Genomic DNA, 25,716 nt, shown 5'->3' on the forward strand with positions numbered 1-25,716 from the left:
GATCGGCGTAGGCTGAAACCATGCAGGCGATCCTCACTACTTTTCCAATCATCGCGCTCTCACAATTTCACAGGTTTCCAAGCCTTGATAAGCACGAGATAACGCGCCAAAACGTGCCAAAATCGACCAAAATGAGCCAGAAAGCCCCCCGCAATAACGAGCTAACTACCAGTCTCACAACAAGTTATTGCTTGGCGCACCCGGGGATAGCGTTTTGGGCCTGTGAAACTGTGAGACTGTGAACCGCCCCGTAAGTCCTTTGCGAACGAACCTCTACAGCTAATTCGAATCGGCAGAATACTTTGGACGGTACCCCCGTCGCCATATGCTGAAAACAAGAAACTTAACCAGAGAGACGGGATAATAGGGGGGGGCCGGCAAAAACCGTTCGATCCTATCTCGGACCTGCCCTAAACGCCAACAATATTCCCATCGTCATCCACATCGACCGACATCGCACGCGGATGGCTCGGCAGTCCCGGCATCAGCATCATGTTGCCCGAAACCGCTACCACAAACCCCGCGCCCGCCGACAGCGAAACGTCGTTGATGTTCAATGCCCACCCAGTCGGTGCACCCATCCGCTTGGGATCGTCCGTCAGCGAGTACTGCGTCTTGGCGATGCAGACTGGAAGACGTGCGAATCCCCACGAAGCAAAGCGCTCAAGCTTCGCGCGTGCCCTCTCGCTGAAGACAACTCCATCCGCGCCGTATACCTGGATGGCCACCTTCAGAATCTTCACGTCGAGCGAATCTTCAAGCGCGTAAACCGGCTGAATCTCCGGCATTGGATTGGTCTCGATCGCCGAAACAATCTTGTGCGCAAGTTCGACCGCGCCCTCGCCGCCTTTGGTGAAAGCCTCAACCAGCGCGCAGGGAACGCCCTGCAGTGAGCACTCCGTCGCAATCGTCTCCAGGTCCTCTGCTCGATCTGCCGGGAAGCGATTGATGGCGACAACAATCGGCACGCCGTATCCTCGCAGGGTTTTGACGTGATGCGCGAGATTGCCAAAACCTGATTCCAGCTTGCCTTCGCCCTGCGCGCGCAGGCTCTGCGCGGTTACAACCAGCACCGCGGCCGCCGGCTGAATTCCCGAAGCGCGCATAACGATGTCGAAGTATTTCTCCGCGCCAAGGTCAGCAGCGAAGCCGCATTCGTTCACGACGTAATCGGCCAGCCGCACGCCCATCTTGTGCGCCAGGATGCTCGAAGTCCCATGCGCGATGTTCCCGAACGGCCCGGTGTGCACCAGCGCCGGTGTTCCCTCGGTGGTCTGCACCAGGTTCGGCTTGATCGCATCGTCCAGCAGCGCCAGCATGGCGCCCGTTGCGCCCAGATCGGCGGCCGTCACTGGACGCCCCGTGCGCGACTGCCCGACCACGATGGATTCGAGACGGTGCCGCAGATCCGCGCGGCTCAAGGCCAGCGCCATGATGGCCATGATCTCGGAAGCAGCGGTAATCACGAAGCCGGTTTCACGATTGGCGCCGTCTCCCTTCGCGCCAAGGCTCACTTCAATCCGGCGCAGCGCGCGATCGTTCATGTCCATCGCGCGCGGCCACGTAATCTGCGCAGGATCAAGATCGAGCGCGTTTCCGAAAAAGAGATGCGAATCGATCATCGCCGCCAGCAGATTGTGCGCAGAAGTGATGGCGTGAAAGTCGCCATGGAAATGCAGGTTGATCTTCTGGCTCGGTTCCACCTGCGACAGTCCGCCGCCGGCCGCGCCGCCCTTCAATCCGAAGACCGGTCCCAGCGACGGCTCGCGCGAGGTCAGGATCGATTTGCACCCGATCCGCTCGAGCCCCTGCGCGAGCCCGATCGATACGACCGTCTTGCCTTCGCCTGAAGTCGTCGGTGTTGTGGCCGTAACAATAATCAGCTTGCCGCGAACCGGAAACGCGGGGTTCTCCAGCAGATTCAAGTTGAGCTTCGCGCCATGTGCGCCGATAGGCTCGTATTCTGTCGGCAAAAGCGAGAGTTTCCGGGCAATCTCTTCAATAGGAAGCAGCATATGTGTATGCAGAGCGGTGGTATCCATAGCCTGACTCCAGTTCCTGACCGTCGAGCAATATACTCCCGCTGCCCGAAGGCGCCTGCCTGTGACGCAGGCTACACAAGTCGTAGGAGCGTTACATGGCTTCGGGACTTTCGATGCCAAGCCAACCGAGGACGGTGATCAGTTCCTGCATCGTGACTGCCGCCGTGGCAAGCAGGAACGTGCGGCGCTCGGGGTCCAATTCCGTGAGCACGTGATGTTTGTGGTAGAAGTTGTTGAATTCCTGTGCCAGCTGGAATGCATGCTTGGCAAGGTACGCGGGCTCCGAGGTGGCAATGCATTGCTCCAGCACCGCGGAGCGCCGCCCAGCCCGCAGCCAGAGCGACCAGATGTCCTCGCTGCCTTCGCCGATCAGAAAAGCGCCCGGATCGGAACCTGCAAATTCGCGCAGGACCGCCTCCGGCGTAGTCGATCCCTTGCGGAAAATATTGCGCGCCCGCACCACCGCGTATTGAATGTATGGCCCGGTTTCACCTTCAAAACTCAGCGCATCTTTGAAATCGAAAGCAATCACGGAATTGCGCGTGAACTTCAGCATGAAGTAGCGCAATGCGCCGATCGCAATCTGCTCCGCGATCAGCTGGCGCTCCTGCTCATCGCGTGAGGTCTGGCGCGTATCGACTTCAAAGCGTGTCGCTGCAATCAGCTTATCGATCAGGTCATCGGCCTTCACGCCGAATCCCTTGCGCCCGCTGACTTCGATGTACGAACGCGCTCGGTCTTCCTCTGCCAGCTCATAGCCAAGCTCCGCAGCGCAGCGTGGTGTCAACGCGACCATCTCGTAGCCGAAATGCGTGTAATGATCCGCCTGCTCGTTGTATCCCATGCCGCGGAGCGCCTGAATCACATTCGCCTGCGGATCGGACTGGCGCGAATCGATGACGTTGTAAATCGCCTGCGCGTCGCCGAAGTGCGGATGCGCTTCCTCGCCCTTCACCGCCGAGATCCAGCACTCATGGTCTGGATACGTGAAGAACTTGCGATACCCGAAATCGCGACCAAGAAGTCTGAACTTCCAGAGATGATAGGCAATGTCCTTGCCGACGTACGTCACCGTTCCATTGGAACGAACAATCACTTTTGCGTCTTCGTCGATGCCGTTCGAGCCGTCTTCCTGTTCTTTGGCAGGCACGCCCGTCCGCGACATCACCCAGCAGCCCTTGTTCTTGCCCTCGTTCTCGAAATAGAGCACGCCCTTCTGCTTCAATTGCTCGAAAGCAAGCGCCCAGAAGTTCAGGTGCAGAATCTCGCTCTCACGTGGCAGAAAGTCGTATTCGATGCCAAGCCGTAGCATCGTCTCTAAATGCCGCTTCAACACCGCCGTCGAGATCAGATCGGCAACATCGGCCGTCTCGTTGCCGCCCTCCTCGATCTCGTGAAGCGTCGCGTATCTCAGCTTCTTCCGCTCTTCGTTCTCTTCGGCCGTGCCGCTCGTGTACCACTGCGAAGTCCGCGCGTAGAGATCCCAGCAGTAGAAGTCGACGCGCTTGAAGTGCAGTTCCAGATTGTCAATGAGTCCGCGCACTTCCGCGAGCGATTTCTTCTCGAGGTGCAGGAAGCCAACCACCACATCCGCAACCTGCACGCCCGTGTTGTCGATATAGTTCTGCACCGCGACCTGGCGCCCTGCCGCACGCAGCAGGCGCACAAACGTGTCCCCAAGAATCGCGTTGCGCAGGTGGCCGATGTGAGCCGCCTTGTTGGGATTAATGCTGGTGTGCTCGACGAGCGCGTGAATTTCGGATTTGGCCGGCCCGGAGTCTTCACCGCTCGTCATCATGCGCACCGCGACCACCCGATCGAGATGTGCGTTGATATATCCGGCGCCCGCAATTTCGAAGGAGGCAAAGCCGCGCGGCGCGCCCAGTTCCGCCACAATCTCCTGTGCAATGACCTTGGGCGCCTTGCGCAGCTTGCGTGCAAGCTCAAATGCAATGGGTGTCGCCAGCTCACCGAAGCGAAGATCCGGCGGCGTCTCCAGCGGAATGTTCTCGACCGTCAGTTCGTACTTGGCCTTGAGCACATCGCGCAGATGTGACTCAAGCCGGTTCTTCAATTCCTGATACACGGGTGAATGCCTCGGAAATCCTTGATTAGCAAGGCTGATTCTACCAGACGTTGACCTTGCAAATGCCCGGTTCAAGAACGTCAGTAACGCGACAAAAGACACCGGTTCGCATCCGCAATTCCGGCTAGATTGCATGCGGATTTGGAAATTGAAGCAAGAAATCGCTTGACCCTGGAACTAGCTCCAGGGTTCATACTTCTCCCATGTCTGAGAAGCCAAGGGCATTCCGTTCGGGGGAGTTAGCGCGGGCGGTCGGGATCAGTACGGATTCCTTGCGGCACTACGAAAGGCTCGGCGTTCTTCCCAGGGCGCCGCGGACCACCTCAGGCTATCGCCTATATCCGCCGGAAAGCCTTGAACGCGTAGAGACCGTGCGCCATGCCCTGCAACTCGGATTTACACTGCCCGAACTCGCTGAGATCCTTCGCATCCGGGATCGTGGCGGAGCCCCATGCAGGCGCGTTCTCGGGATGCTTGAGAAAAAGCTCCACGTACTTCAAGAGCGCATCGCCGAGTTGCAGCAGACACAGAGGTATATGGAATCGATGGTGAGCGAGGGGCGCGCCCGAATCTCCCAGAGTCAATCCGGAGAGAAGGCATTTCTTCTGCGTTCGCTGAATGGTGCACCGGCCCCGGCAACCGTGAGTCGAGAACCACTAAGGAGGAAAAAACGAAGATGAACAAGGGGATGAGCGTATTCATTCTGGTATTCGTGGTTGCGGCGACCTCTCTGTTGAGGGCGCAGGCACCTATGTCTGAAGATCAGCCTTGTCCGATGCACACCTCGCATACCAGCTCGGAAGCTCATCATGCGATGGTGGAAGGCCATGGCGACCACGAGATGGGCTTTCCGCATGACAAGACAACGCATCACTTTAGACTCACCGAGAGCGGCGGATCCATCGAGGTCACGGCGAACGACCCGAAGGATTCAGCCAACATCGAAGCCATTCGGATGCACCTCGCGCACATCACCAAAGCCTTTGGCGAAGGAGACTATTCAGCGCCGATGCTTGTGCACGACGTAATTCCGCCCGGCGTGACGACCATGCAGTTGCTGAAAGAAAAAATCCGCTTCGAATACCATGCTGTCGACCGGGGAGGGCGTGTCAGCATTGCAACCGATGAACCCGTGGCACGTGCCTCCGTCCATGACTTTCTACGGTTCCAGATCACCGACCACGTCACAGGCGATTCAACGGATCTCGATGCCGGGAAATGAAAATCTGGGCAGTCTGCATGCCGTAAGATGAAGAAGATGCTGCTTCTGGAACATTCTCACCCTTGAACCAGAAAAAGCCCACAGACCCGATGGCCAAGCCCGACCCCAGTTCATCCCGTTTCTACCTCACGACGCCCATCTATTACGTCAATGCGCGTCCGCACCTGGGCCACGCGTATTCGACTATCGTGTGCGACGCGGTCGCTCGCCGGAAGCGGGCTCTGGGTATCGATACCTGGTTTCTGACAGGGACCGACGAGCACGGGCAGAAGATCGAGCGCTCCGCCAAGCTGGCCGGTCTCACACCTCAGGATTTCGCCGACAAAATCGCCGCTGAATTCCGCGCCCTCTGGGACCGGCTCGGACTCACGTACGACGACTTCATTCGAACCACCGAGCCCCGCCACAAGCGCGGCGTGCAAAAGCTCTTCGCCACTCTGCGGGATCGCGGATTCATTTACAAGGGCTCGTACACAGGCCAATACTGCGTCTCCGACGAGGCATGGGTCGATGTTCCTCCAGGTGCGCCGTGCCCTGACTGCGGTCGCATCACCGAAACTGTCAGTGAAGAAAACTACTTCTTCAAGCTCTCGGCTTTTGAACGCAGACTCCTCGATTTCTACGAAGAAAATCCAGGCTTCATGCAGCCCGAGTCCACCCGCCGCGAAGTCATCTCGTTCGTTCGCAGCGGACTCAAGGACCTCTCCATCAGCCGCAATAGTTTTACCTGGGGCATCCCGGTCCCGGGCGACGAATCCCACGTGGTCTATGTGTGGCTCGATGCACTGGCCAACTACATCACCGCGCTTGGCTACGGATCAGACGATCCGGCGGATCAAGCCCGCTTCCAAAAATTCTGGCCCGCCGACATTCACCTGATCGGCAAGGAGATCAGCCGCTTCCACTGTGTCTACTGGCCGGCATTTCTGATGGCCGCAGGTATTCCAACACCGCGCTCCGTCAAGGCAAATGGCTGGCTGCTCTTCGACCAGGGCAAGATGTCGAAGTCGCGCGGCAACATCGTGCGTGCCGACACCGTACGCGAAGTGCTCGGCGCGGATGCGCTGCGTTACTTCCTGCTCCGCGAGATCCCATTCGGCCAGGACGGCAACTTCAGTTTCGATGCACTGGTCCAGCGCTACAATGGCGACCTCGCCAACGGCTACGGCAACCTGGTCAGCCGCGTCGTCAACATGGTGCACAAATACTTCGGCGGAGTTGTGCCGGAAGCTGGCGCCGCGATGCAGGCCGAAATCGCTCTTCAAGAAAATGCGAAACGCACAATCGCCGAGTTCGGACCATCGTTCGACGAGTTGAATTTCTCTGAGGCGTTGAAATCGCTCTGGAGTCTCGTCGCGGAGACCGACGGTTATCTCACTGCCAATGCCCCATGGAAAAAACCTGCCGATCGCTCGGATTCCGATCACGCCGCTCTGCAGGCTCGCGTGCTAGCCACGGCAGCCGAGGCCATCCGGGTAATTACCGCACTTGTCTATCCCATCCTGCCCGACGCGGCATCCAAGGTGTGGCAGCAGCTTGGCCATGGCAATCTTGCCGACGCTGCGAAACAGGCGTTTCTCACCGACCTCGCGTGGGGCGGATTGAAGCCCGGCACCCGATTGGGAGAACCCTCGCCACTCTTTCCGCGCGCTGAAAAGGATGCGATCACCCGTATGCAGAATCTTGAAGACGAAAACAACAAAGACGCCGTAGAAGCCGCGAGCGGCAAAAAGAGCGCAGAACAGTCAGCGCCTCAGGCTCCCATGTCCGCTCTCGGAGTAAATCCCGATCCGAGCGCGCCGCCATCGGGCGCGACCTTGAAGCGCGCTCCGGCAGCGACCTCCGTACAGTCGCCTGCAAGCACTGAAGACGGTCCAGCCGGAACCGCGACGACGCCGGTCACCACCGCACCCAGCAATCCCGACAAGCCGGTTGACACGGCACACGTTCATTCCGTGCCGGCCGAACTCGCCAGCAGCCGCCTCGCTTCGACGCCTGCGGAAGCTCCAGCCAACAAGCCGCTCGATTCGAAGGAAGCCAACCAGGACCCTCCGACGGCGCCGACGCTTCCGGCGCACATCACGATTGACGACTTTGCGAAAGTGGAGCTGCGGGTCGCGCAAATCCTGGTGGCAGAGAGAATTCCCAAGGCTGACAAGCTTCTGCGTCTCGAGGTGGACCTCGGCTACGAAAAGCGTCAGATCCTCGCCGGAATCGCGCAGTTCTACGACCCCGAAAAGCTGATCGGCCGCAAGATCGTGATCGTCGCCAATCTCGCGCCGCGAAAGATGCGCGGCCTCGAGTCAAACGGCATGCTGCTCGCAGCTTCGTTGCCGCCAGACGGTTCGCCCGTGCTGGCCGGCTTTCTCGAAGATGTACCTCTCGGCGCGCGGCTAAAGTAGAGAATTGAATCAAAGATATGGAGTACGGGCGCTTGGAACAAGCCGCCTGAACTCGCTGGAGGCCTTTGCTTGCTGATCGATTCCCATGCGCATCTCGATAGCTCCCGCTACGACGACGACCGCGAGCAGATGCTGCAACGTGCGGCAGAGGCCGGCGTAGGCGCGGTGCTGTCCATTGGCATCGGCGAAAACCCTTCAGAAATGCATCAGGCTCTTGAAATTTGCCGCGAATTCAACGGCAAGGCTGGCATGCCGCGCCTCTACGCCAGCGCAGGAATCTATCCACACAATGCTGCCGAAGCCGACGATGCCGCTTTAGCCAAACTTGACAGTTTGCTCGCCGAACCAGAAGTCATCGCGTGCGGCGAAATCGGTCTCGATTACTACCACGAAGGCGCGGCTCATCCCGTTCAACGCGAAGGGCTTATCGCTCAGCTTAAAATTGCTGCCCCGCGCAAACGGCCCATTCTCATTCATTGCCGCCCAAAGGACGGCGTGACGGACGCTTGGGACGACCTCTTCGAAGTCCTCGACGAACACTGGGCTTCAACCGGCCTCGGCGGCGTAATGCACTGTTTCGGCGGAGGTTGGGAACAGGCGCGTCGCTCTCTCGATCTCGGCTTTTTGATCTCTCTTGCCGGAAATCTAACCTACCCCAAGGCACAGCCCCTGCGGGACGTCGCAGCCCGCGTACCGATTTACGGAGTCCTTGTTGAGACCGATGCACCCTGGCTGGCTCCCGCCGCGCTGAGGGGCAAGCGCAACGAGCCGGCCTTTGTCACCCAGACCGCACAGACACTCGCAGAATTGCACCACCTCACCAGTGAAGAAATCTCTCTTGCAACGACCAAAAACTTCGCCCGATTGTTCAACCTGACGGTCTGACGTGGGAAACTGATATTGTTGCACCGCCAGTGCAGAGCGGAACCAAAAGCAACCCAGGCATTTGAGGAACGGAATCATGGCCCAGGACAATTCATTCGATATCGTCAGCAAAGTCGACATCCAGGAAGTGCGCAACGCCATCGACCAGGCGATGAAAGAGATCCGTCAGCGCTTCGATCTGAAAGACACCCATTCCGAAATCAATCTTGAAGGCAACGATGCGATCCAAATGGCCTCGTCAAACGAGTACAAGCTTGAGGCCGTAAAGGAAATCCTCGGGCAAAAGCTTGTGAAACGTGGGGTGTCTCTCAAGAATCTCACCTATGACAAGGTCGAGCAGGCGGCTGGCCAGAGCGTACGCCAGAAGATCAGCCTCCAGCAGGGCATTCCCACTGAAAAAGCCAAAGAGATTGTGCGAATCGTCAAGGACTCGAAAAGGAAAGTGCAGGCGAGCATTCAAGGCGATTCTGTGAGAATATCGGGCAAAGACCGAGACGACCTTCAGGCAATTATTGCCGCACTACGGGGCAAAGATCTCGGCGTGGAACTGACTTTCACGAACTATCGCACGAACTGATCCTGCGAGACTCGGAGACCATTGAGCACCCTGGCAATAGCAACGGCGAAAGAGGTTTTCGAACTGCTGCGAGAAGACCTCGTAGCGATCGAGCAGGAGTTGGGGCGCGATGCGGCCTCCAGCGTCAGCACTATCACCGAGATTGCCGAGTACCTTCGTGAAGGTGGCGGCAAGCGCATTCGCCCCTCATTGCTATTGCTCGCGGCACATCTGCTTGACTACACCGGCCCCAGCGCAATCCGTCTCGGCGCAGTCGTGGAAATGGTGCACACCGCGACTCTCGTCCACGACGACATTATTGACGGCGCATCAACCCGTCGTGGCCGTCCGTCTCCCAATACAACCTGGGGCAACGAAAAATGCGTCCTCGCCGGCGACTGGCTCTACATGCAAGCCTTCAAGGTCGCACTCGAAGAAAAGAATCTGCGCGTACTCGAACTGCTCATCGGTCTGACGCAGCAGATGGTCGAAGGCGAATTGCTGCAGATCCAGAAACTTGGCAAAGCTGTTTCTGAAGCCGAGTACTATGACCTCATCTTCCGTAAAACCGCATGCCTCTTCTCGACCTCCATGCGGCTAGGCGCCGTGCTCGCCGGTGCTACCGAAGCACAGGAAGAAAAGCTTGCAGCGTATGGGCGAGCCGTTGGCCTGTCCTTTCAGATTGTCGACGACGTGCTCGATCTCACCGCGACTGAAGAAGTCCTTGGCAAGCCTGTCGCCAGTGATTTGCGCGAAGGCAAAACCACGCTCGCCGTCATTCACGCGTACGATCATGGCACTGCGCGCGAACGCCAGACGATTCAGCGTGTGCTTGATGATCGCAGCTTTGAATACGTGAGCAGGGAGCAGATCCGCGAGATTTTGCGGCGGAATGGCTCTGTCGAATACGCCATGGCCGCCGCCGATCGCTACGCGGTGCAATCGCGCCTGGCACTCGCTTCCCAGCCTGACTCTGACTTCAAACGCGCACTGCTTTGGGTCCCCGATTTTGTGGTTGCGCGCGATAAGTAGGACTCAGCGTCTCCGGTAAAATTCCAACGTAGAGGTCACTCAATCCCCGGAGGCTGAGCCTTGCCCAAAAAAGCAAAGAAAATCTGGAAACAGGTCGACCAATATTTCTCCGATGCGTTGATTGCTCCCGGCGAGGGATTCGACTCCGCGCTCGAGGAAAATCGAAAAGCAAATCTGCCTTCGATTGACGTAACAGCGCTGCAAGGCAAGTTCCTGGAATTGCTTGTCCGCGCGACTCGCACGCGCCGCGTTCTCGAGATCGGTACGCTCGGCGGATACAGCACACTCTGGCTCGCTCGCGCACTTCCGGATGATGGACTCGTCGTCACTCTCGAACTCGAATCACATCACGCTGCAGTCGCGAAGAAAAATCTCGAAGCAGCCGGTCTTGCCGACCGTGTCGAACTCCGCATCGGTCGAGCCGCCGACACTCTCGCAGCTCTTGTAAACGAACGCGCCGCGCCCTTCGACTTCATCTTCATCGACGCCGATAAATCCGGCTATCCGGAATATCTGCGATGGTCCATCGAACTCTCGCATCCCGGCACACTCATCATCGCCGACAACGTGGTGCGCGACGGCGAAGTAATCGACCCTGCAAGCCCGGACCCCAATATCCAGGGCGTCCGCCGCTTTACGGAGTTGATTGCGGTCGAGCCTCGACTCAGCACGACTGTGCTTCAGACCGTTGGCATGAAGGGCTACGACGGATTTGCAATCTCCGTCGTTCTTTGATGACAAGCGGCACAATCGATATTTCAAATCGCAATTGCAATCAGACGCCATTGCTGTTCGATAACGGACAGTCGTCGAGAATTCGCGTGGATTTGCATCTATCGCGTGTATCCTCAGCACGTCCGGAAAATTCGCTGGAACGTGACTTCTCCTTTGCGAACCAGCCCAAACAAAGGAAATTCCACAACGATGACCACCCTGTCGTGCCTCGAGTTCGCAAAATGATTCTGATTGCCTCCAGTTCCTTCGTGTCCCTTCTTCTTGCCCTGGCCACATGTGGCGGCCACTTTGACGTCGTGCAAGCCCAGGCCTCGCCCACGACCGCTCAGGCCCCGCCCGTCGCAGCCCAGGCCGCTCCAGCTTCGCCGCGCGATATCGTGGATACATGGCAGGGCACTTTGCATGCCGGCCGGGATTTGCGAGTCGTTGTCAAAGTCACCAAGGACGACAAAGGAGGGTACAAGGGTGCCTTCTACAGCATCGATCAAGGTGGTCAGCCACTCACTTTGGATTCGGTCACGTTGACGGGCCAGAACGTCAAAATGTCGCTAAAGCTGATCGGTGGCACGTTTCAGGGGAATCTAAGCGCCGACGGCAAGACCATTGATGGCAGCTGGAGCCAGGGGCCAAGTCCACTTCCTCTCGTGCTGACCCGTGCGACCCCGGAAACCGAATGGACCATTCCAACTCCACCTCCACCGGTCCCGCAGATGGCCGCGGATGCCAATCCCACTTTTGAAGTGGCGACAATCAAGCCGAGTGTCCCCAATAGACCCGGCAAAGGCTTTGGCTTCGGGGCGGATCGTTTCAGAACCGTGAACACCAATCTGAATGATCTGATTGCATTCGCATATGGTCTCCATTCCAAGCAGATTTTGGGCGCGCCAGATTGGTTCGGCACCGATCTCTATGACATCGAGGCGAAGCCCGACACCCCGGGACGACCTAGCCAAAAACAGATGGCCGGAATGGTCCAGAAGCTGCTGGCGGAACGCTTCATGCTGACCTTTCATCACGATAAGAAGGAGCTTGCAGTTTACGTCGTCAGCGTCGCGAGTGGAGAACCAAAGATGAGAAAGAGCACAGCCGGTCCGAACGACACGCCAGCTTTTTTCTTCCGGCAACTTGGTGACTTGGTCGTAAGAAACCAGACCATGGCGGATTTTGCGACATGGATGCAGTCCAGCGTCACGGACAGGCCAGTGGTGGATCAAACCGGACTCCCAGACAGATACGATTTCGAATTGAAATGGACCCCGGACGAATCCCAGTTTGGCCAGTTTCGAGGAGCCGGTGTGACCATACAGCCTCCCACAGATGAGGCGAATGCTGCTCCGGGTCTCTACACCGCGATTCAGGAACAACTTGGGCTGAAGATGGGACCTGCAAAGGTTCCCGACGATGTAATCGTGATCGATCATGCAGAGAAGCCGACTGCCAACTAGGGCTGAAAGATTCCAAGGTTGGCGGTCCAGCTTCTGCAAACGAAAAAGGGGCTTCCTTCGTCTTACAATTGGTCTCCCCCTTACCCCAGAATCACGATCCGGTGTCGCAATTGGACACCCATTCTCATCCGAGGTATCTACCATGAGCGAACGCGTGAGACGACACCTGAAGCATCTGCCGATTTCTTTGCTGATCGCGGCGTTGTGGCTTTCATCCCTCGGTCAGCTGCGTGGCCAATCTACCCCCTCTCCCAATGCCACCATGGAGAAGTCGGTAACCAGCCCCTCCCCCTCCACAAGCAGTATTAAGCCCGACTTGCCGAAGTTTGAGGTGTCGACCGTCAAGCCCGCCGCGCCCTCCGATAACAGCATGTTGAGGTTTACACCCGATGGCATCTCCATCAATGGTGTCCCCATGAAGATGTTGCTTGGCGAAGCTTTCGGAGTGGAAGATGACCGCATCCTCGGAGAGCCAGGCTGGGTGAAAAACCGCTTCGACATTGAGGCAAAGGTCGACGCGGAAGACGCGCCCAAACTGAAAGACATGAAGTTCGATCAGCGAAGGGCGATGATGTTGCCTTTACTTGAGGATCGATTCAACCTGAAGTATCACCACGAAACCCGCGAGTTGCCGATGTACGCGCTGGTTGTCGCGAAGGGTGGGCTGAAGATGAAAGCGTCGGCACCGGACGATCCTCCTAAAGCAGACGGTGCGCCGAAGCCGGAAGATGGCGCTGCAAAGGACAAGCCCCGCATGGGCCGACATAGCCTGATGATGAACGGCCGGGGACACCTCGAGTCGACGGGAACCACCACGGAAATGCTGGCCCATATCCTCGCACAGCAGTTGGGCCGCACCGTGGTGAACAAGACCGACCTGACCGGAAACTACGACTTCACTCTGCAGTGGACTCCGGATGATGTAGGCACGCCGATGGGTGGCGATGCCGGGCCAGGCAAGGGCGACATCTCACCCGACGCCGGAGGACCAACATTGCTTACGGCCCTCGAAGAACAGCTCGGATTGAAACTCGAAGCCTCGAAGGGCATGGTGGACGTGATCGTGATCGATCACATCGATCTACCTTCACAGAATTGACCGGGAACAACATCGAAGTCGCAGGTGTCTAACCAACTAGGGGTCCGTCGAGGTCAACGAGCAAGTCAGAAGAGCAACGTGGGGGTCTCAGGGTTGAGAGGGATGCTCAGCTTTTGCGCGCGACCATGGCTTGCTGCGGCAGGCCTCTCGGCCTTGTGCCTCGCGCCCCCATGCGCACCTCCCACGCACGCCTCCCTACAAGCCGAAAGAAACCCGCGGCAAATGCAGTTCGAAGTCTCATCTGTCCGACCCGATCGGTCAAGCGATCTCGTTCGCAGCTTTTGGTTCACGCCTGACGGCCTATACATCAAGGGCTTCCCTTTGCATGCAATTTTGCACACAGCATTCCTGGGTTTGCATGAATATGGCGACGACCGCCTGATTGGAGAGCCCGGATGGGTAAAGTCTGAGCGCTATGACATCCAAGCCAAAGTCGATGAAGCCGAGGTCGCACAGTGGAAGAAACTCCCGGTGGACCAGCAGCGACTGGCGCTGCAGGCTCTGATCGTCGAGCGTTTCAATCTTCGCTATCACCGTGAGTCTAGAACCTCTGCTGTCTATGTGCTTTCCATTGCGAAGGGCGGTCCGCGCTTAAAGCTGGCTAAGCTCGTTTCGACAAGTCAGGGTCCGCACATGTTCGCCCCGCTGGAGCCCGGAAATATGCAGTCGCACTCCACATACATGTGGCAGTTGGTTGAAGAACTTGAGAATCAGCTGAACTGCATGGTGCGCGACGAGAGCGGGCTCGGAGGGACCTATGACTACTCGCTTACATGGACGCCCGATGACCAAGCCCATGCGGAGTCGTCGGGCCCATCCCTCTTCACAGCGATGAAAGAACAGTTAGGTTTGAAGCTGGAAATGCAGAAAAGGCCGGTAGACGTCTTGATCATTGACCATATCGAACGGCCTTCTCCAAATTGATCAATTACTGGAGTGCACGAATGACGCAGTGGCGCTGGTTCACGAAATTGTTGATCCCTGTGCTGCTGTGCCTTTGCACCTCGTCGTTTGCCCGTGCTTCCAAATACTTCGGCCAGATCACATTCGGGGGTCTGCCCGTTCCCGGCGCTACCATCACCGCGACACAGGGCGACAAAACCATCAGCATCACGTCCGATGAAGGCGGAGTCTTCCACTTCGACGATCTTTCCGATGGGCAATGGAAGATTGAAGTCAGGATGCTTTGCTTTGAGACTGCCGACGCCGATGTGACGATTGCGCCGAAAATGCCGGCCGCTAAGTGGGAACTGAAGTTGCTCCCCACAGATCAGTTGCAGGCCCTCGCCAAAGCGCTTCCGCCACAGCCATCCGCATCGAAACCCGCTTTGCAGGCCGCGACGGAAAAGAAGCCGGAGAACGGAGCAGCGCCGCAGCCACCGGCAGAGATGCCGAAACCGCCGGACGATGCAAACCAGCAAAGCTCCGACGGATTCCTGGTCAACGGCAGCGTCAACAATGCAGCCACCTCGCAGTTCTCGCTGAACCAGGCCTTTGGCAATCGCCGCTTCAATACCAAGAGCCTCTACAATGGCGGCTTCGGTCTGATCCTCGATAATTCTGTGCTTGATGCGCGACAGTATTCGCTCAGCGGATTTTCAACACCGAAGCCGGCCTACGACCGCATCACCGCAGGATTTACAATTGGCGGCCCAATTAGAATTCCGCGCCTCCTTCCACGCGGTCCAAACTTCTTTGTCGGCTACCAGTGGACGCGCAATCACACCGCACAAACCGATTCAGCACTGGTTCCCACGCTTGACGAACGTCTGGGCACTGTCGATGGCACTACGTTCACTGTGAGTCCCGAGGCAGCGGCCCTGTTGCAGCTTTATCCTCTGCCCAACGTCTCAGGCAATCCGTCATACAATTTCCAGATTCCCGTGCTCAACAGCAGCCACGAGGACAATCTGCAATCGCGACTCGATAGGACGCTGGGTCGAAGAGATAGCCTTTGGGGCAACTTCAATTTTCAAAGCATCCGCGCCGATGGTGTCAACCTCTTCAACTTTGTCGACACTACCGACACATTCGGACTCAATACCAACGCCGATTGGTCGCACCGGCTGAACCAGCATATTTTCCTCAACCTCGGCTACCACTTCAGCCGCTTGCGCATGCTGGTACGGCCTGAATTTGACAACAAACAGAACATCTCCGCAGCAGCCGGCATCTCTGGCAACGATCAGGACGCCGCGAATTGGGGTCCACCGGCACTGACCTTCTCCAGCGGAATCGCCGCTCTCTCCGACGCGCAAAGCGCTTTCAATCGCAATCGAACTGACGGCTACTCGGCTTCCATCAACTTCTTTCGCGGCCACCACAACATCACCGTTGGCGGCGATCTGCGCAAGCAGGAGTTCAACGACTACTTCCAGCAGGACCCGCGCGGTAGTTTCACATTCACCGGTGCGGCAACCGGATCCGATTTTGCCGACTTCCTCACTAGCGTTCCAGATGCCAGCTCGATAGCGTTTGGCAACGCCGACAAATATTTCCGGCAGACCGTCTACGACGCGTACGCCACCGACGACTGGCGCGTGCTGCCTATTCTCACGATCAATGCAGGCGCGCGCTGGGAGTATGGCGCGCCGATGACAGAGCTGAAGGATCGCCTTGTGAATCTCGACGTGACTCAAGGCTTTACGCAAGCGGCGCCGGTCCTGGCCTCGAATCCCGTGGGAACCGTTACCGGTCAGAAATATCCTGATTCGCTTGTACGATCCGATCGGCTCGGCATTGAGCCGCGTATCGGCGTTTCGTGGCGGCCGATCCCCGCTTCCACCATCGTCGTTCGCGGAGGATACGGCATCTATCACGATACCTCGGTCTATGTTTCGCCTATGCTTCAGCTCGCACAGCAGGCGCCGCTTTCAAAGAGCGTGAGAGAACAGAACTCGCCGTCCTGCCCGCTCACTCTCGCCAACGGCTTCACGCAATGTGACACCACTACATCCGATACCTTCGCCATCGATCCCAACTTCCGCGTCGGCTACGCGCAAACCTGGCAGGTCTCCATTCAGCGCGACATGCCATGGGCGCTGCAAATGACAGCAACCTACCTCGGCGTAAAAGGTACGCATGGCGTTCAGGAGTTCCTGCCCAATAGCTATCCGCTCGGTGGCGTCGATCCCTGCCCTGGTTGCCCCGCCGGATTCGTCTACGAAACTTCCGGCGGAAATTCGACACGGCAGTCCGGCCAGCTTCAGTTGCGCCGCAGGTTGCGCGCCGGATTTGCCGCAACCCTCCTCTATACCTATTCGAAATCGATTGACGATGACGCAATGCTCGGCGGCCAGGGTCATCAGTCCAGTGCTTTGCAAACTGACTTCTCAGCCGGCTCCTCTGCCTCATCCTCCGCAAGCGCGCAGATCGCGCAGGACTGGCTCGACCTGAAAGCCGAGCGAGCCTTGTCCTCCTTCGATCAGCGCCATCTCCTTAGTCTGCAAGCGCAATACACCACGGGCCAGGGCCTCGAGGGCGGAACGTTGTTCGGCGGTTGGCGTGGTCGGGCTCTGAAAGAGTGGACCCTGCTGACGCAATTGAATGTCGGTACGGGCATGCCTGAAACGCCTGTAATTCCTGTAGCTGTGCCGGGAACCGGCTGGATCGGTCCGCTGCGGCCGAGTCTCACGGGCGCCCCGATATACGCCGGACAGAATGGCGCCCACATCAACTCGGCGGCCTTTGCCGCACCTGCCGCCGGCGCGTGGGGTTCAGCTGGTAGAAACTCCATCACCGGACCAAGCCAGTTCAGCCTCGACGGAGCCATGCAACGCACATTTCGCCCCAGCAAACACTTTTACCTTGACGCGCGCATCGATGCAACGAACCTGATGAATCACGCTGTTTTCGGCAGCTGGGTTACCACGCTGGAAAGCGCGCAATTCGGCCTGCCACAGGCAGTCAATCCGATGCGCAGTCTGCAAGCCACCATGCGGGTGAGGTTCTGACGATGCGCAAACTTGCCGCGTTGCTTCTCGCTCCCATCTTTGTCGCCTCATCGACCGCGCAGCAGATTGGCCAGAATCGTTCTGCCGACGGACAGGACAACTTCACCATGTCGGTCAAGGTGCAGCTCGTTGTCGAAGCAGTCGTCGTGAAAGACAAGCAGGGCAATCCTGTTCGTGGCCTCACTGCGAAGGATTTCATTGTGACCGAGGACAACATCCCCCAGACCATCAAGTTCTGCGAGCACCAGGACCTGTCTGAAACTGCGAAGCCACTACCCCCATCGAATCGCAGCGACGAGAACCTGAAAATATACAAGCGACTGGCGCACGAGAAAATTGCGCCCGAAACCACGGATAACGAACGCTACAAGAATCGCCGCCTGCTGGCTCTCTATTTCGACATGTCGGCCATGCGGCCTGCGGACCAGTTGCGCTCTCTTCAGGCGGCCGAACAATTCATCCGCACGCAGATGACCTCCGCCGACTTCGTTGCCATCATGCGCTACAACACCGGCTCAGTTGACATTCTGCAGGACTTTACCCAGGATCGCGATCGGTTGCTCAGCATTCTTGAGACCATGATCGTCGGCGAGGGCCAGGATTCAGCCGAAGATGTCGACGATGCAAGCGCCTCCGATACTGGCGCGGCCTTCGGCCAGGACGACAGCGAGTTCAACATCTTTAACACCGATCGGCAGCTCTCCGCTTTGCAGACTGCTGCCAAGATGCTCGGCCAGCTCAACGAGAAGAAGTCGCTGATTTACTTTGCCGGCGGTATGCGGCTTAACGGCATCGACAACCAGGCGCAGATGCATGCCACCGTCGATGCCGCGATCAGATCCGGTGTAACATTCTGGCCAATCGATGCCCGCGGTCTCGTTGCACAGGCGCCGCTCGGCGATGCAACGCAAGGCTCACAGGGAAATTCCGGCATCTACACCGGCGCCGCAGCCAACGCCCTGACTGCCAGTTTCCAGTACTCACAGGACACGCTCTATTCCCTGGCCGCCGACACCGGTGGAAAAGCGCTGCTCGATACCAACGACCTCGACAGCGGAATTGTCAACGCGCAGGATGCCATCTCCGACTACTACATCATCGGCTACTACACGACGAATCCTGCCAAGAACGGCCGCTTTCGTCGCGTGAAGATTGCGCTCAATCAGAATCTCGAAGCCAAGCTGGATTATCGCCAGGGTTACTACGCCGACAAGGAATTCAGCAAATTCACTGCCGTCGATAAGGAGCGCCAGCTCGAAGATGCCCTGATGCTCGAGGATCCCGTGACCGAACTCTCCATCGCCATGGAGATCGACCACTTTCAGCTCAATCGCGCCGAATACTTTGTGCCCATCATCGTCAAAATTCCTGGTCGCGAACTAGCATTGGCCAAGCGCGGAGGCGCCGAGCACACGCTGATCGACTTCGTCGGCGAAATCAAGGACATGGTCGGCGGCACCACGGTGTCGAACGTCCGCGACTTCGTGAACATCAAGCTCTCCGACGCAACGGCCGCCGAACTCGCGCATCGCCCCATCGAATACGACACAGGATTCACGCTCCTGCCCGGCAAATACATGATCAAGTTCCTCGCGCGCGACGACGAGACGGGCCGGATCGGAACCTACCAGACGACATTCGTAATCCCAAATCTAAACAAGGAAGATAAACGCGTTCCCATCAGTTCAGTGGTCTTGAGCAGCCAGCGCGTCGAGTTGAAAGATGCGATCTACGATGCCGCAAAAGCCAAGGATCGCGCCAAGGACGACGCCGTGAATCCCCTGGTGCAGAATGGCAAGAAACTTGTGCCCAGCGTAACCCGCGTTTTCAGCCAGAATCGCGATATCTACGTATATCTGCAGGCTTACAAATCACCCGCCGCTGCTCCGTCGAGCAGTGCACCAAATGCCGCCCCGCCAAGCCCGCAACCTTTGATGGCTTTCGTGACGCTTTACAACAATGGCGCTGAAGCGCTGAGGACACAGCCCATCGCGGTTGCTCCCAATGCTGCAACGCGTCTTGGCATAACGCCACTCAACTTCGACGTAAGCGCCGCAAATCTCAAGCCAGGACAATACGAGTGCCAGGTCACCGTTCTTGATCCCTCGACCGGAAAAGCCGCTTTCTGGCGCGCACCAGTCGTCATTGCACAATGATCTGCATAAACTGCAGTCCGCCTCCTGTGACCTAAGTCGCTGCCCGTCTCGCGGGGTGCAGGTAAGGTGTGCTTAAGAGAAATAGATTATGGCCACACAACCCATTCAACCGCTGCAATTTCCGAAACCTAAGAAAGCCTTTATCCGCCGCACTGCACCAGATCATTCCCAGCGCGCGCGTCACATAGTTCAGGGCGTGTTCCTGATCTTGAATGGCTGGCTCGGCCTCCAGTTCTACCTTTGGACGCGCTACTTTGAACACGGTGGAACCGGCTTGCTAGTTTCGCGGCCAGCCGGAGTTGAAGGCTGGCTTCCCATTGCCGGCCTGATGAACACGAAATACCTACTGATGACCGGCCATGTTCCACAGATCCATCCTGCCGCCATGTTCCTCTTCATCGGCTTCATGCTGATGAGTCTCTTTCTCAAAAAGGCATTCTGCTCCTGGCTCTGCCCAGTCGGCACGTTCTCTGAATTCCTGTGGAGGCTTGGCCGCCGCATCTTCGGCCGTAATTTGCGTCTCCCGCGTTGGTTCGACATTTCATTGCGCGGTTTGAAGTACGTGTTGCTCTTCCTCTTCGTCGCAGTCATCGGTGTCATGTCGGCTGCGGCGCTCGAAGACTTCATGGCGACACCGTATGGTCTCGTCGCCGATGTCAAAATGCTGAATTTCTTCCGCGACATCGGCCTCACAGCCGTCACTGTCGTCGGCCTGCTGATATTGCTCTCTGCGCTGGTACAGAACTTCTGGTGCCGCTATCTCTGCCCTTACGGCGCGATCATGGGATTGGCTTCCTTGTTGAGCCCTGTAAAAATCCGGCGCGATCAGGAAGCCTGCATCGACTGCGGCAAGTGCGCCAAGGCATGTCCCGCCGGAATCCAGGTCGACACGTTGATTCAGATTCGCACCGTTGAATGCACCGGTTGCCTGGAGTGTGTAGCGGCCTGTTCCACGCAGGAGGCGCTGCAATTCGCGCTTCCGCCGCGCCGCGCCCATACCTCTCGCGAACGCTGGCGCCGGCGTGTAGTCACTCCCCTGGCTTTCTGCGCAGTTCTTGCATATATCTTCTTCGGCGTGGTTCTCTTCGCCCGCGCCACCAATCACTGGCAGACCAATCTGCCCCAGTCGGTCTACATGCAATTGGTTCCCCACGCCAACCAGCTATCGCACCCTGGCATGTAGGCAATCGCGAGGGTCGGTTCGCAGCTGAGAGAGGTAGAATGCTCTCCAATGAATCCGCGCATCGAAAAGATACGCCAGCTTCTGGCTGAGCTGGAAATGGAGAACGCATCCTCTCCCCAGGGCGACGCGGGCTTCTCGGCCCTCGAATTGCCCGACATCATCGGCGAAATCGTCGACGACCTCCAACCCATTCTTACTGCCTACGACGCGGCCTTCTACTGGTTCCTCTTTCGCCATTCCATCGCGAAGGATGGTAACCCGCAGATTCGCGTCAGCCGCAGCAGCCTGCGCCGTGCTGTGGTCAAATCGTCCTACACCAATGCCGCCGAAAACAACATCTCGATCAGCAAGGTGCAGGACACGCTTCACGCACTCGAAGAGATTGGCGCAATCCAGAAGATGGGCGAACCCAATCGCCAGGGAACCCTCTATCGCGTCCTTATCCCCGACGAGATCGAGGCATGCCGCAAATTTCGCGCCGAGCGCCTCGCCGAAGAGACGGCATTGTTCCCCTTGTCCAACAAGGGCCCGCACGAAAAGCGTATGCAGGTTTTCGAGCGCGACAGATACACCTGCCGCAGATGCCAAAAGCAACTCACCCGGTTCACCGCAACCACGGATTACCTGAAATCACCCGCCGATGGCGGCGACGACAGCGCCGAAAACCTGATGACCACCTGCGCCGATTGCAATTCACGCTCACAAAAACAGCCATCGTAAGCGTTAGAGATAAAACTGGGTTTTGTATCGAGAACAGAACCGGATCCTTCCCGACGCTCATGCCCCAGGCTACTGGCTCTTACTTCGTGTGGCTGTGACGTTCGGGCAGCAACTCTCGCAGCGCCGCCGCGTAGTGCTCCGGGAGCGCCTTCCGCTTCAGCTGGTCGTCGCACACTACGTGCACCGTCTCGCCTTCCGCCAGTAGCCCAGGCTCTGTACCGTCAGAATTCTTGCGCAGAATGCGATAGGCAAACTTCAGCACCGATCCCCGCAGCATGGCAGGACGCGTCTCTATCAGAATCTCATCATCGTATTTCGCCGGAGATCGATACCTGCACGTAGCCTCAACCACGGGCAGAATGCATTCGTGCTCTTTTTCCAGTTGGCTGTACGCCAGTCCGAGCGAGCGCAGCAGTTCTACGCGCCCCAGCTCAAACCAGACAAGGTAGTTGGCGTAGTAGACGATGCCCATCTGATCCGTCTCTGCGTAACGCACGCGCACCTGGTGGGTAATCACTGGCATCGGGCAAGCCTCCAAGTCTTCAGTTCACAGTTATCAGTCCTCAGTATCTCTCTGCATCAGGACTGAAAACTGATCACTGAAAACTGACAACTGTTTTACGGCTTGAGGTGCGAGAAAATCTGCAGCTTGCTGACGTCGTTAAACATGATGAACGCAAAGAAAGCCACCAGCACCACAAACGCAGCCTGGTAGATGCGCTCCTTCACTATCATGCTGATGTCGCGCCGCATAATGCTCTCGATCATGAGCAGCAGAATCAGGCCGCCATCCAGAATCGGGAACGGAAGCAAGTTAAGGATCCCAAGGTTCAGGCTGATGCTCGCTGCCAGGCCGAACTTTGCCGACCAATAGGGCTCCTTCACAGCCTGCCCGGCAGCGACTGCGATGCCGACCGGGCCGGAAAGCTGCTTCACTGAGACCTGGTGCGTCAGCAGTTTCTTCAGTACGTTCACGATCAGCAGCGAGTTCTCCGCACAGAAGTCGCGCGATTCCCCGATTGCGCTCGCAAAATCCATCGGTTCGGCGCGCACCGGTACGTTTTCCGGCCCGGCGGGAAGAAATCCAAGCCTCCATCCACCGTCCTGCGTGTAGGGGTGAACCACGATCGGCGCCAGCGTCACATCCCTGCGCTCGATCGTCAGGGTGATTGGCTTCCCTTTTCCCGTCTGCATGTAGTCCACCAGCGGCAATACGGTATGGAATTCATGGCCATCAACGGCGACAATCTTGTCGCCCGAAACCAATCCCACCTGTTGCGCCGGTGAGCCGGGACTTACCTGATCGATTTGAATCGGACTCTGCGTGTATTGCACGAAGATCCCCGCCTTGCTCAGGTCGTCGTGCAATGCGTCGATTCTTCCCGGCAGATGAATGGACGTGCGGAAAGTGGCGCCATTGCGATCGACGGTGACAGGGACGGTCTTGTTTGCGTCGTCCCCGACAAGGTCGTGAAATTTCTGATAGTCGGGATGCGCCACGTTGTCGAATGCAGCAATGGCGTCGCCAGGCTTCAGGCCAGCCTGATCTGCCGCTGAACCGGGAGTCACCCACTCCAGTTTCGTGGTACGGATATCCGGCACTTCATTGATGAAGTTGAAGTAGACACACATCAGCCCAAAGGCCAGCAGAAAATTGAAAAACGGTCCTGCCACTCCAATGAGCATCCGCTGCCAGCGCGGATGAGCCATGAATGACCCTGGATCGTAAGATAGAGATTCTTCCGAACTCTGCGACTCTTCTTCGTACCCAAGTGTCTTCTGAACCTTGTAATTCCCCGACGGTGCGGGGAGTGTCACTACTTCGCCGGGATTCTCACCGGTCATCTTCACGAATCCGCCCAGCGGCAACAGGCACACCTTGTAGTCGGTGTCACCATACTTGATGCCAAACAGCCGCGGGCCAAACCCGACCGAGAAAGCTTCTACGCGAACTCCACAGAGCTTGGCGACCAGGAAGTGGCCAAATTCGTGCACCACCACCATGACGCCGACAAGAACGATGAAAGCTACCGCAGAAATAAAGAAATCGTGCATAAACGAGATAATTCAGACCTCTCACGGGCTCGTCGCGACACAGGCGAATCGGCGGACTCAGGCAACCAGCGCACGAGCTTTTAGACGCGCTTCCCGGTCCGATGCGAGCACCTCCGCGATGGTTGCGGGGTGCGACTCCGGCGTGGACGCAAGTACCTTTTCAATTGTACCCGGAATGCCGGTAAACGGAATTTTGCGCTCCAGAAAGGCTTCCACTGCCACCTCATCAGCCGCATTCAGTGCGATGCAATGGGCCCCGCCCCTCGCCGCCGCTTCATAGGCAAGGCGCAAGCAGGGAAAGCGCTCAAAATCCGGCTCCTCAAACTCCAGATGCCGCAGCGCAGACAGATCAAAGGTCAAGGTCGAGACCGGCCTCTCAGGGAAAGCAAGCGCATACAGAATCGGCAACCTCATGTCCGTCACCGAGATCTGCGCCAGGATCGAACCATCTACATACTCCACCAGGGAATGCACCGTCGACTGAGGGTGCACTGTGACCCGAACCTTGTCTGGCTGCACGTCAAACAGCCGGCATGCCTCGATAATCTCCAGCCCTTTATTGAGCATCGTGGCCGAATCAATGGTGATCCGGCGACCCATCACCCAGGTTGGGTGTTTCAACGCCTGCTCCGGCGTGATCCCGGCAAAGTCGGCCAATGGCGTTTTTCTGAACGGCCCACCCGAGGCGGTCAGCCAGATTGCTTTTACCTCGGCATGCGAGCCCACACGCATGCACTGGTGCACCGCGTTGTGCTCGCTGTCGATCGGCAGAATCGGCACATTGCGTTCACGCGCCGCAGCCGTCAAGATCTCCCCGGCGGCAACCATGCATTCTTTGTTTGCCAGTCCCACAGGCTTGCCGGCAAGAATTGCCGCGTGCGTTGCCTCAAGTCCCGCCACACCCACGATGGCAGAGACCACAAAGTCCGCTTCCGGGTGCGTGGAGCAGGCCACCGTCCCCAGCGCTCCATGAACCACGTCGATTCCGGTCACGCCAGCCTGTTTCAGCCGAGCATTCAATTCACACGCAAGCTCTTCCGTTGCCAGCGAAACCATCATGGGTCGCCACCGAACGGCCTGCGCGAACGCTTCGTCGACATTGCGCCCAGCCGCCAGCGTTGCTACCTGGTACCGGTCGGGAAACTGCTCAACAATGGATAGGGTGCTTTGGCCGATTGAGCCGGTGGAACCGAGAATGGCAAGCCGTTTCAACGTTACGCTAAGTCCATTTACAACAATAACAAACGAGAGTATTGCGCAAGCCTAGAATCGCAGGCGGATAATCTGAGCGTACCACAGCACTGGCGCAGCCAGCAGAAGGGCATCGATGCGATCGAGGATGCCTCCATGTCCCGGCAAGAGCGTTCCCGAGTCCTTCACGCCAGCCGAGCGCTTCAATGCGGATTCAGCCAGATCGCCGACCTGCGCCGCCACGTTCACTACCACCGCCAGAACCAGCCAATACCACACTGGCGCATCGGCAAACGACAGCTTTACCGAGTTCCATTGCGCCAGGTAAGAACTCAGTTCGAGCAGGACTCCAGTGACCGCAACCGCTCCCATCACCGATCCGATCGCCCCGACCCAGGTTTTGTTGGGGCTGAGACTTGGCGCCATCTTCCTCTTTCCAAACATTCGCCCGGCATACATCGCCACCGTGTCGCCGGCCCACACCGTGAGAAACAGAAACGCCAGCAACGACGGACCATTGGTGGCTTCCCGCAACATAGGGAGCGGAATCAAGGTCAGACCGAGGTAAAACAGCGCGAAAACGGACGCAGTAGCATCTGCCAATGCACGATCAACCGGCGAGCCAAATGTGCAGTAGATTAGAAGACCGATCGAAAGCATCCCAAACAGCGTCAGTGTCCCATCAGGCCATTGAAAACTGCCCACATACACCGCATAATTTCCCCCAAAAAGCGCAGCAATCGCCACCAATACGGCGATCCGCGGAGGTTTGGCGCCGCGATGCTCCGTCAGCGCCAGGAATTCCCAGGCTGCCAGCATAGCTACACCGGCAACCACCAGCGTAATCAGCCACATGGGGCCGAGGAACACCAGGACCAGCACCAGGGGTGCCAGGATGAGGGCGGTCAGAACTCGTTTCATTCCAGGGTTGAGAATACACCGCCGGGGTCGGCC

General features: G+C 57.8%; 20 protein-coding genes. 14 read left to right on the forward strand and 6 right to left on the reverse strand.

The genetic code is table 11. The features are described from left to right. Window positions 1-410: 410 nt before the first annotated feature. Both VK574_RS05345 and VK574_RS05350 read right to left on the reverse strand, forming a co-directional pair. The gene (locus VK574_RS05345; protein WP_472798784.1) at window positions 411-2,042 is read right to left on the reverse strand and encodes a formate--tetrahydrofolate ligase; all 1,632 of its coding nucleotides are present in this window, start codon (window positions 2,040-2,042) and stop codon (window positions 411-413) included. A gap of 91 nt (window positions 2,043-2,133) precedes the next feature. After that, on the reverse strand, window positions 2,134-4,128 hold the full coding sequence (locus VK574_RS05350; RefSeq protein ID WP_472798785.1) for an arginine--tRNA ligase: 1,995 nt from the start codon (window positions 4,126-4,128) through the stop codon (window positions 2,134-2,136). Window positions 4,129-4,331: 203 nt separating this feature from the next. Here VK574_RS05350 and VK574_RS05355 point away from each other — a divergent pair, with 203 nt between their 5' ends. The 14 genes from VK574_RS05355 to VK574_RS05420 all read left to right on the forward strand — a co-directional run bounded on the left by VK574_RS05355 (window position 4,332) and on the right by VK574_RS05420 (window position 21,516). Continuing rightward, the gene (locus VK574_RS05355; RefSeq protein WP_472798786.1) at window positions 4,332-4,808 is read left to right on the forward strand and encodes a heavy metal-responsive transcriptional regulator; all 477 of its coding nucleotides are present in this window, start codon (window positions 4,332-4,334) and stop codon (window positions 4,806-4,808) included. An 8-nt stretch (window positions 4,809-4,816) separates the two neighbouring features. After that, a complete protein-coding gene (locus VK574_RS05360; RefSeq protein ID WP_472798787.1) occupies window positions 4,817-5,350 on the forward strand; it encodes a hypothetical protein in 534 nt (177 codons plus the stop codon). 89 nt (window positions 5,351-5,439) lie between these two features. Beyond that, complete coding sequence (gene metG / locus VK574_RS05365) at window positions 5,440-7,752, forward strand: methionine--tRNA ligase (protein WP_472798927.1); 2,313 nt, start codon at window positions 5,440-5,442, stop codon at window positions 7,750-7,752. A 69-nt stretch (window positions 7,753-7,821) separates the two neighbouring features. Continuing rightward, window positions 7,822-8,637, forward strand: coding sequence for a TatD family hydrolase (locus VK574_RS05370; protein WP_472798788.1), 816 nt, complete (start codon window positions 7,822-7,824; stop codon window positions 8,635-8,637). A 76-nt stretch (window positions 8,638-8,713) separates the two neighbouring features. Beyond that, window positions 8,714-9,214, forward strand: a complete 501-nt coding sequence (locus tag VK574_RS05375; protein WP_472798789.1) for a YajQ family cyclic di-GMP-binding protein — start codon at window positions 8,714-8,716, stop codon at window positions 9,212-9,214. 21 nt (window positions 9,215-9,235) lie between these two features. Next, a complete protein-coding gene (locus tag VK574_RS05380) occupies window positions 9,236-10,225 on the forward strand; it encodes a polyprenyl synthetase family protein (RefSeq protein ID WP_472798790.1) in 990 nt (329 codons plus the stop codon). A gap of 60 nt (window positions 10,226-10,285) precedes the next feature. Beyond that, window positions 10,286-10,960 carry an O-methyltransferase gene (locus tag VK574_RS05385; protein ID WP_472798791.1) on the forward strand — a complete coding sequence of 225 codons (675 nt, stop codon included), beginning with the start codon at window positions 10,286-10,288 and terminating at the stop codon, window positions 10,958-10,960. 221 nt (window positions 10,961-11,181) lie between these two features. Then, complete coding sequence (locus VK574_RS05390) at window positions 11,182-12,405, forward strand: TIGR03435 family protein (RefSeq protein ID WP_472798792.1); 1,224 nt, start codon at window positions 11,182-11,184, stop codon at window positions 12,403-12,405. Window positions 12,406-12,547: 142 nt separating this feature from the next. Continuing rightward, window positions 12,548-13,504 (forward strand): TIGR03435 family protein, encoded by a 957-nt coding sequence (locus VK574_RS05395; RefSeq protein ID WP_472798793.1) that lies wholly within the window; start codon window positions 12,548-12,550, stop codon window positions 13,502-13,504. 222 nt (window positions 13,505-13,726) lie between these two features. After that, a complete protein-coding gene (locus VK574_RS05400) occupies window positions 13,727-14,428 on the forward strand; it encodes a TIGR03435 family protein (RefSeq protein ID WP_472798794.1) in 702 nt (233 codons plus the stop codon). Between the two features lie 20 nt (window positions 14,429-14,448). Further along, window positions 14,449-17,457: an outer membrane beta-barrel protein gene (locus VK574_RS05405; RefSeq protein ID WP_472798795.1), complete on the forward strand. Its 3,009-nt coding sequence runs from the start codon at window positions 14,449-14,451 to the stop codon at window positions 17,455-17,457. A gap of 2 nt (window positions 17,458-17,459) precedes the next feature. Beyond that, complete coding sequence (locus VK574_RS05410; RefSeq protein ID WP_472798796.1) at window positions 17,460-19,613, forward strand: VWA domain-containing protein; 2,154 nt, start codon at window positions 17,460-17,462, stop codon at window positions 19,611-19,613. Between the two features lie 88 nt (window positions 19,614-19,701). Beyond that, window positions 19,702-20,796 (forward strand): 4Fe-4S binding protein, encoded by a 1,095-nt coding sequence (locus VK574_RS05415; protein ID WP_472798797.1) that lies wholly within the window; start codon window positions 19,702-19,704, stop codon window positions 20,794-20,796. Between the two features lie 48 nt (window positions 20,797-20,844). Further along, entirely contained in the window at window positions 20,845-21,516 is a 672-nt protein-coding gene (locus VK574_RS05420) for an HNH endonuclease (protein ID WP_472798798.1), read from the forward strand. A 79-nt stretch (window positions 21,517-21,595) separates the two neighbouring features. Here VK574_RS05420 and VK574_RS05425 read toward each other — a convergent pair whose 3' ends face one another. From VK574_RS05425 to VK574_RS05440, 4 genes are all read right to left on the reverse strand, one after another. Next, a complete protein-coding gene (locus VK574_RS05425) occupies window positions 21,596-22,039 on the reverse strand; it encodes an acyl-CoA thioesterase (protein ID WP_472798799.1) in 444 nt (147 codons plus the stop codon). Window positions 22,040-22,134: 95 nt separating this feature from the next. Then, window positions 22,135-23,571 carry an RIP metalloprotease RseP gene (gene rseP / locus VK574_RS05430; protein WP_472798800.1) on the reverse strand — a complete coding sequence of 479 codons (1,437 nt, stop codon included), beginning with the start codon at window positions 23,569-23,571 and terminating at the stop codon, window positions 22,135-22,137. Between the two features lie 57 nt (window positions 23,572-23,628). After that, a complete protein-coding gene (dxr, locus tag VK574_RS05435; RefSeq protein ID WP_472798801.1) occupies window positions 23,629-24,783 on the reverse strand; it encodes a 1-deoxy-D-xylulose-5-phosphate reductoisomerase in 1,155 nt (384 codons plus the stop codon). Between the two features lie 51 nt (window positions 24,784-24,834). Next, window positions 24,835-25,683, reverse strand: a complete 849-nt coding sequence (locus tag VK574_RS05440; protein WP_472798802.1) for a phosphatidate cytidylyltransferase — start codon at window positions 25,681-25,683, stop codon at window positions 24,835-24,837. Window positions 25,684-25,716: the final 33 nt, after the last annotated feature.

The organism is Occallatibacter sp., assembly GCF_035317045.1.
Taxonomy (GTDB): domain Bacteria; phylum Acidobacteriota; class Terriglobia; order Terriglobales; family Acidobacteriaceae; genus Telmatobacter.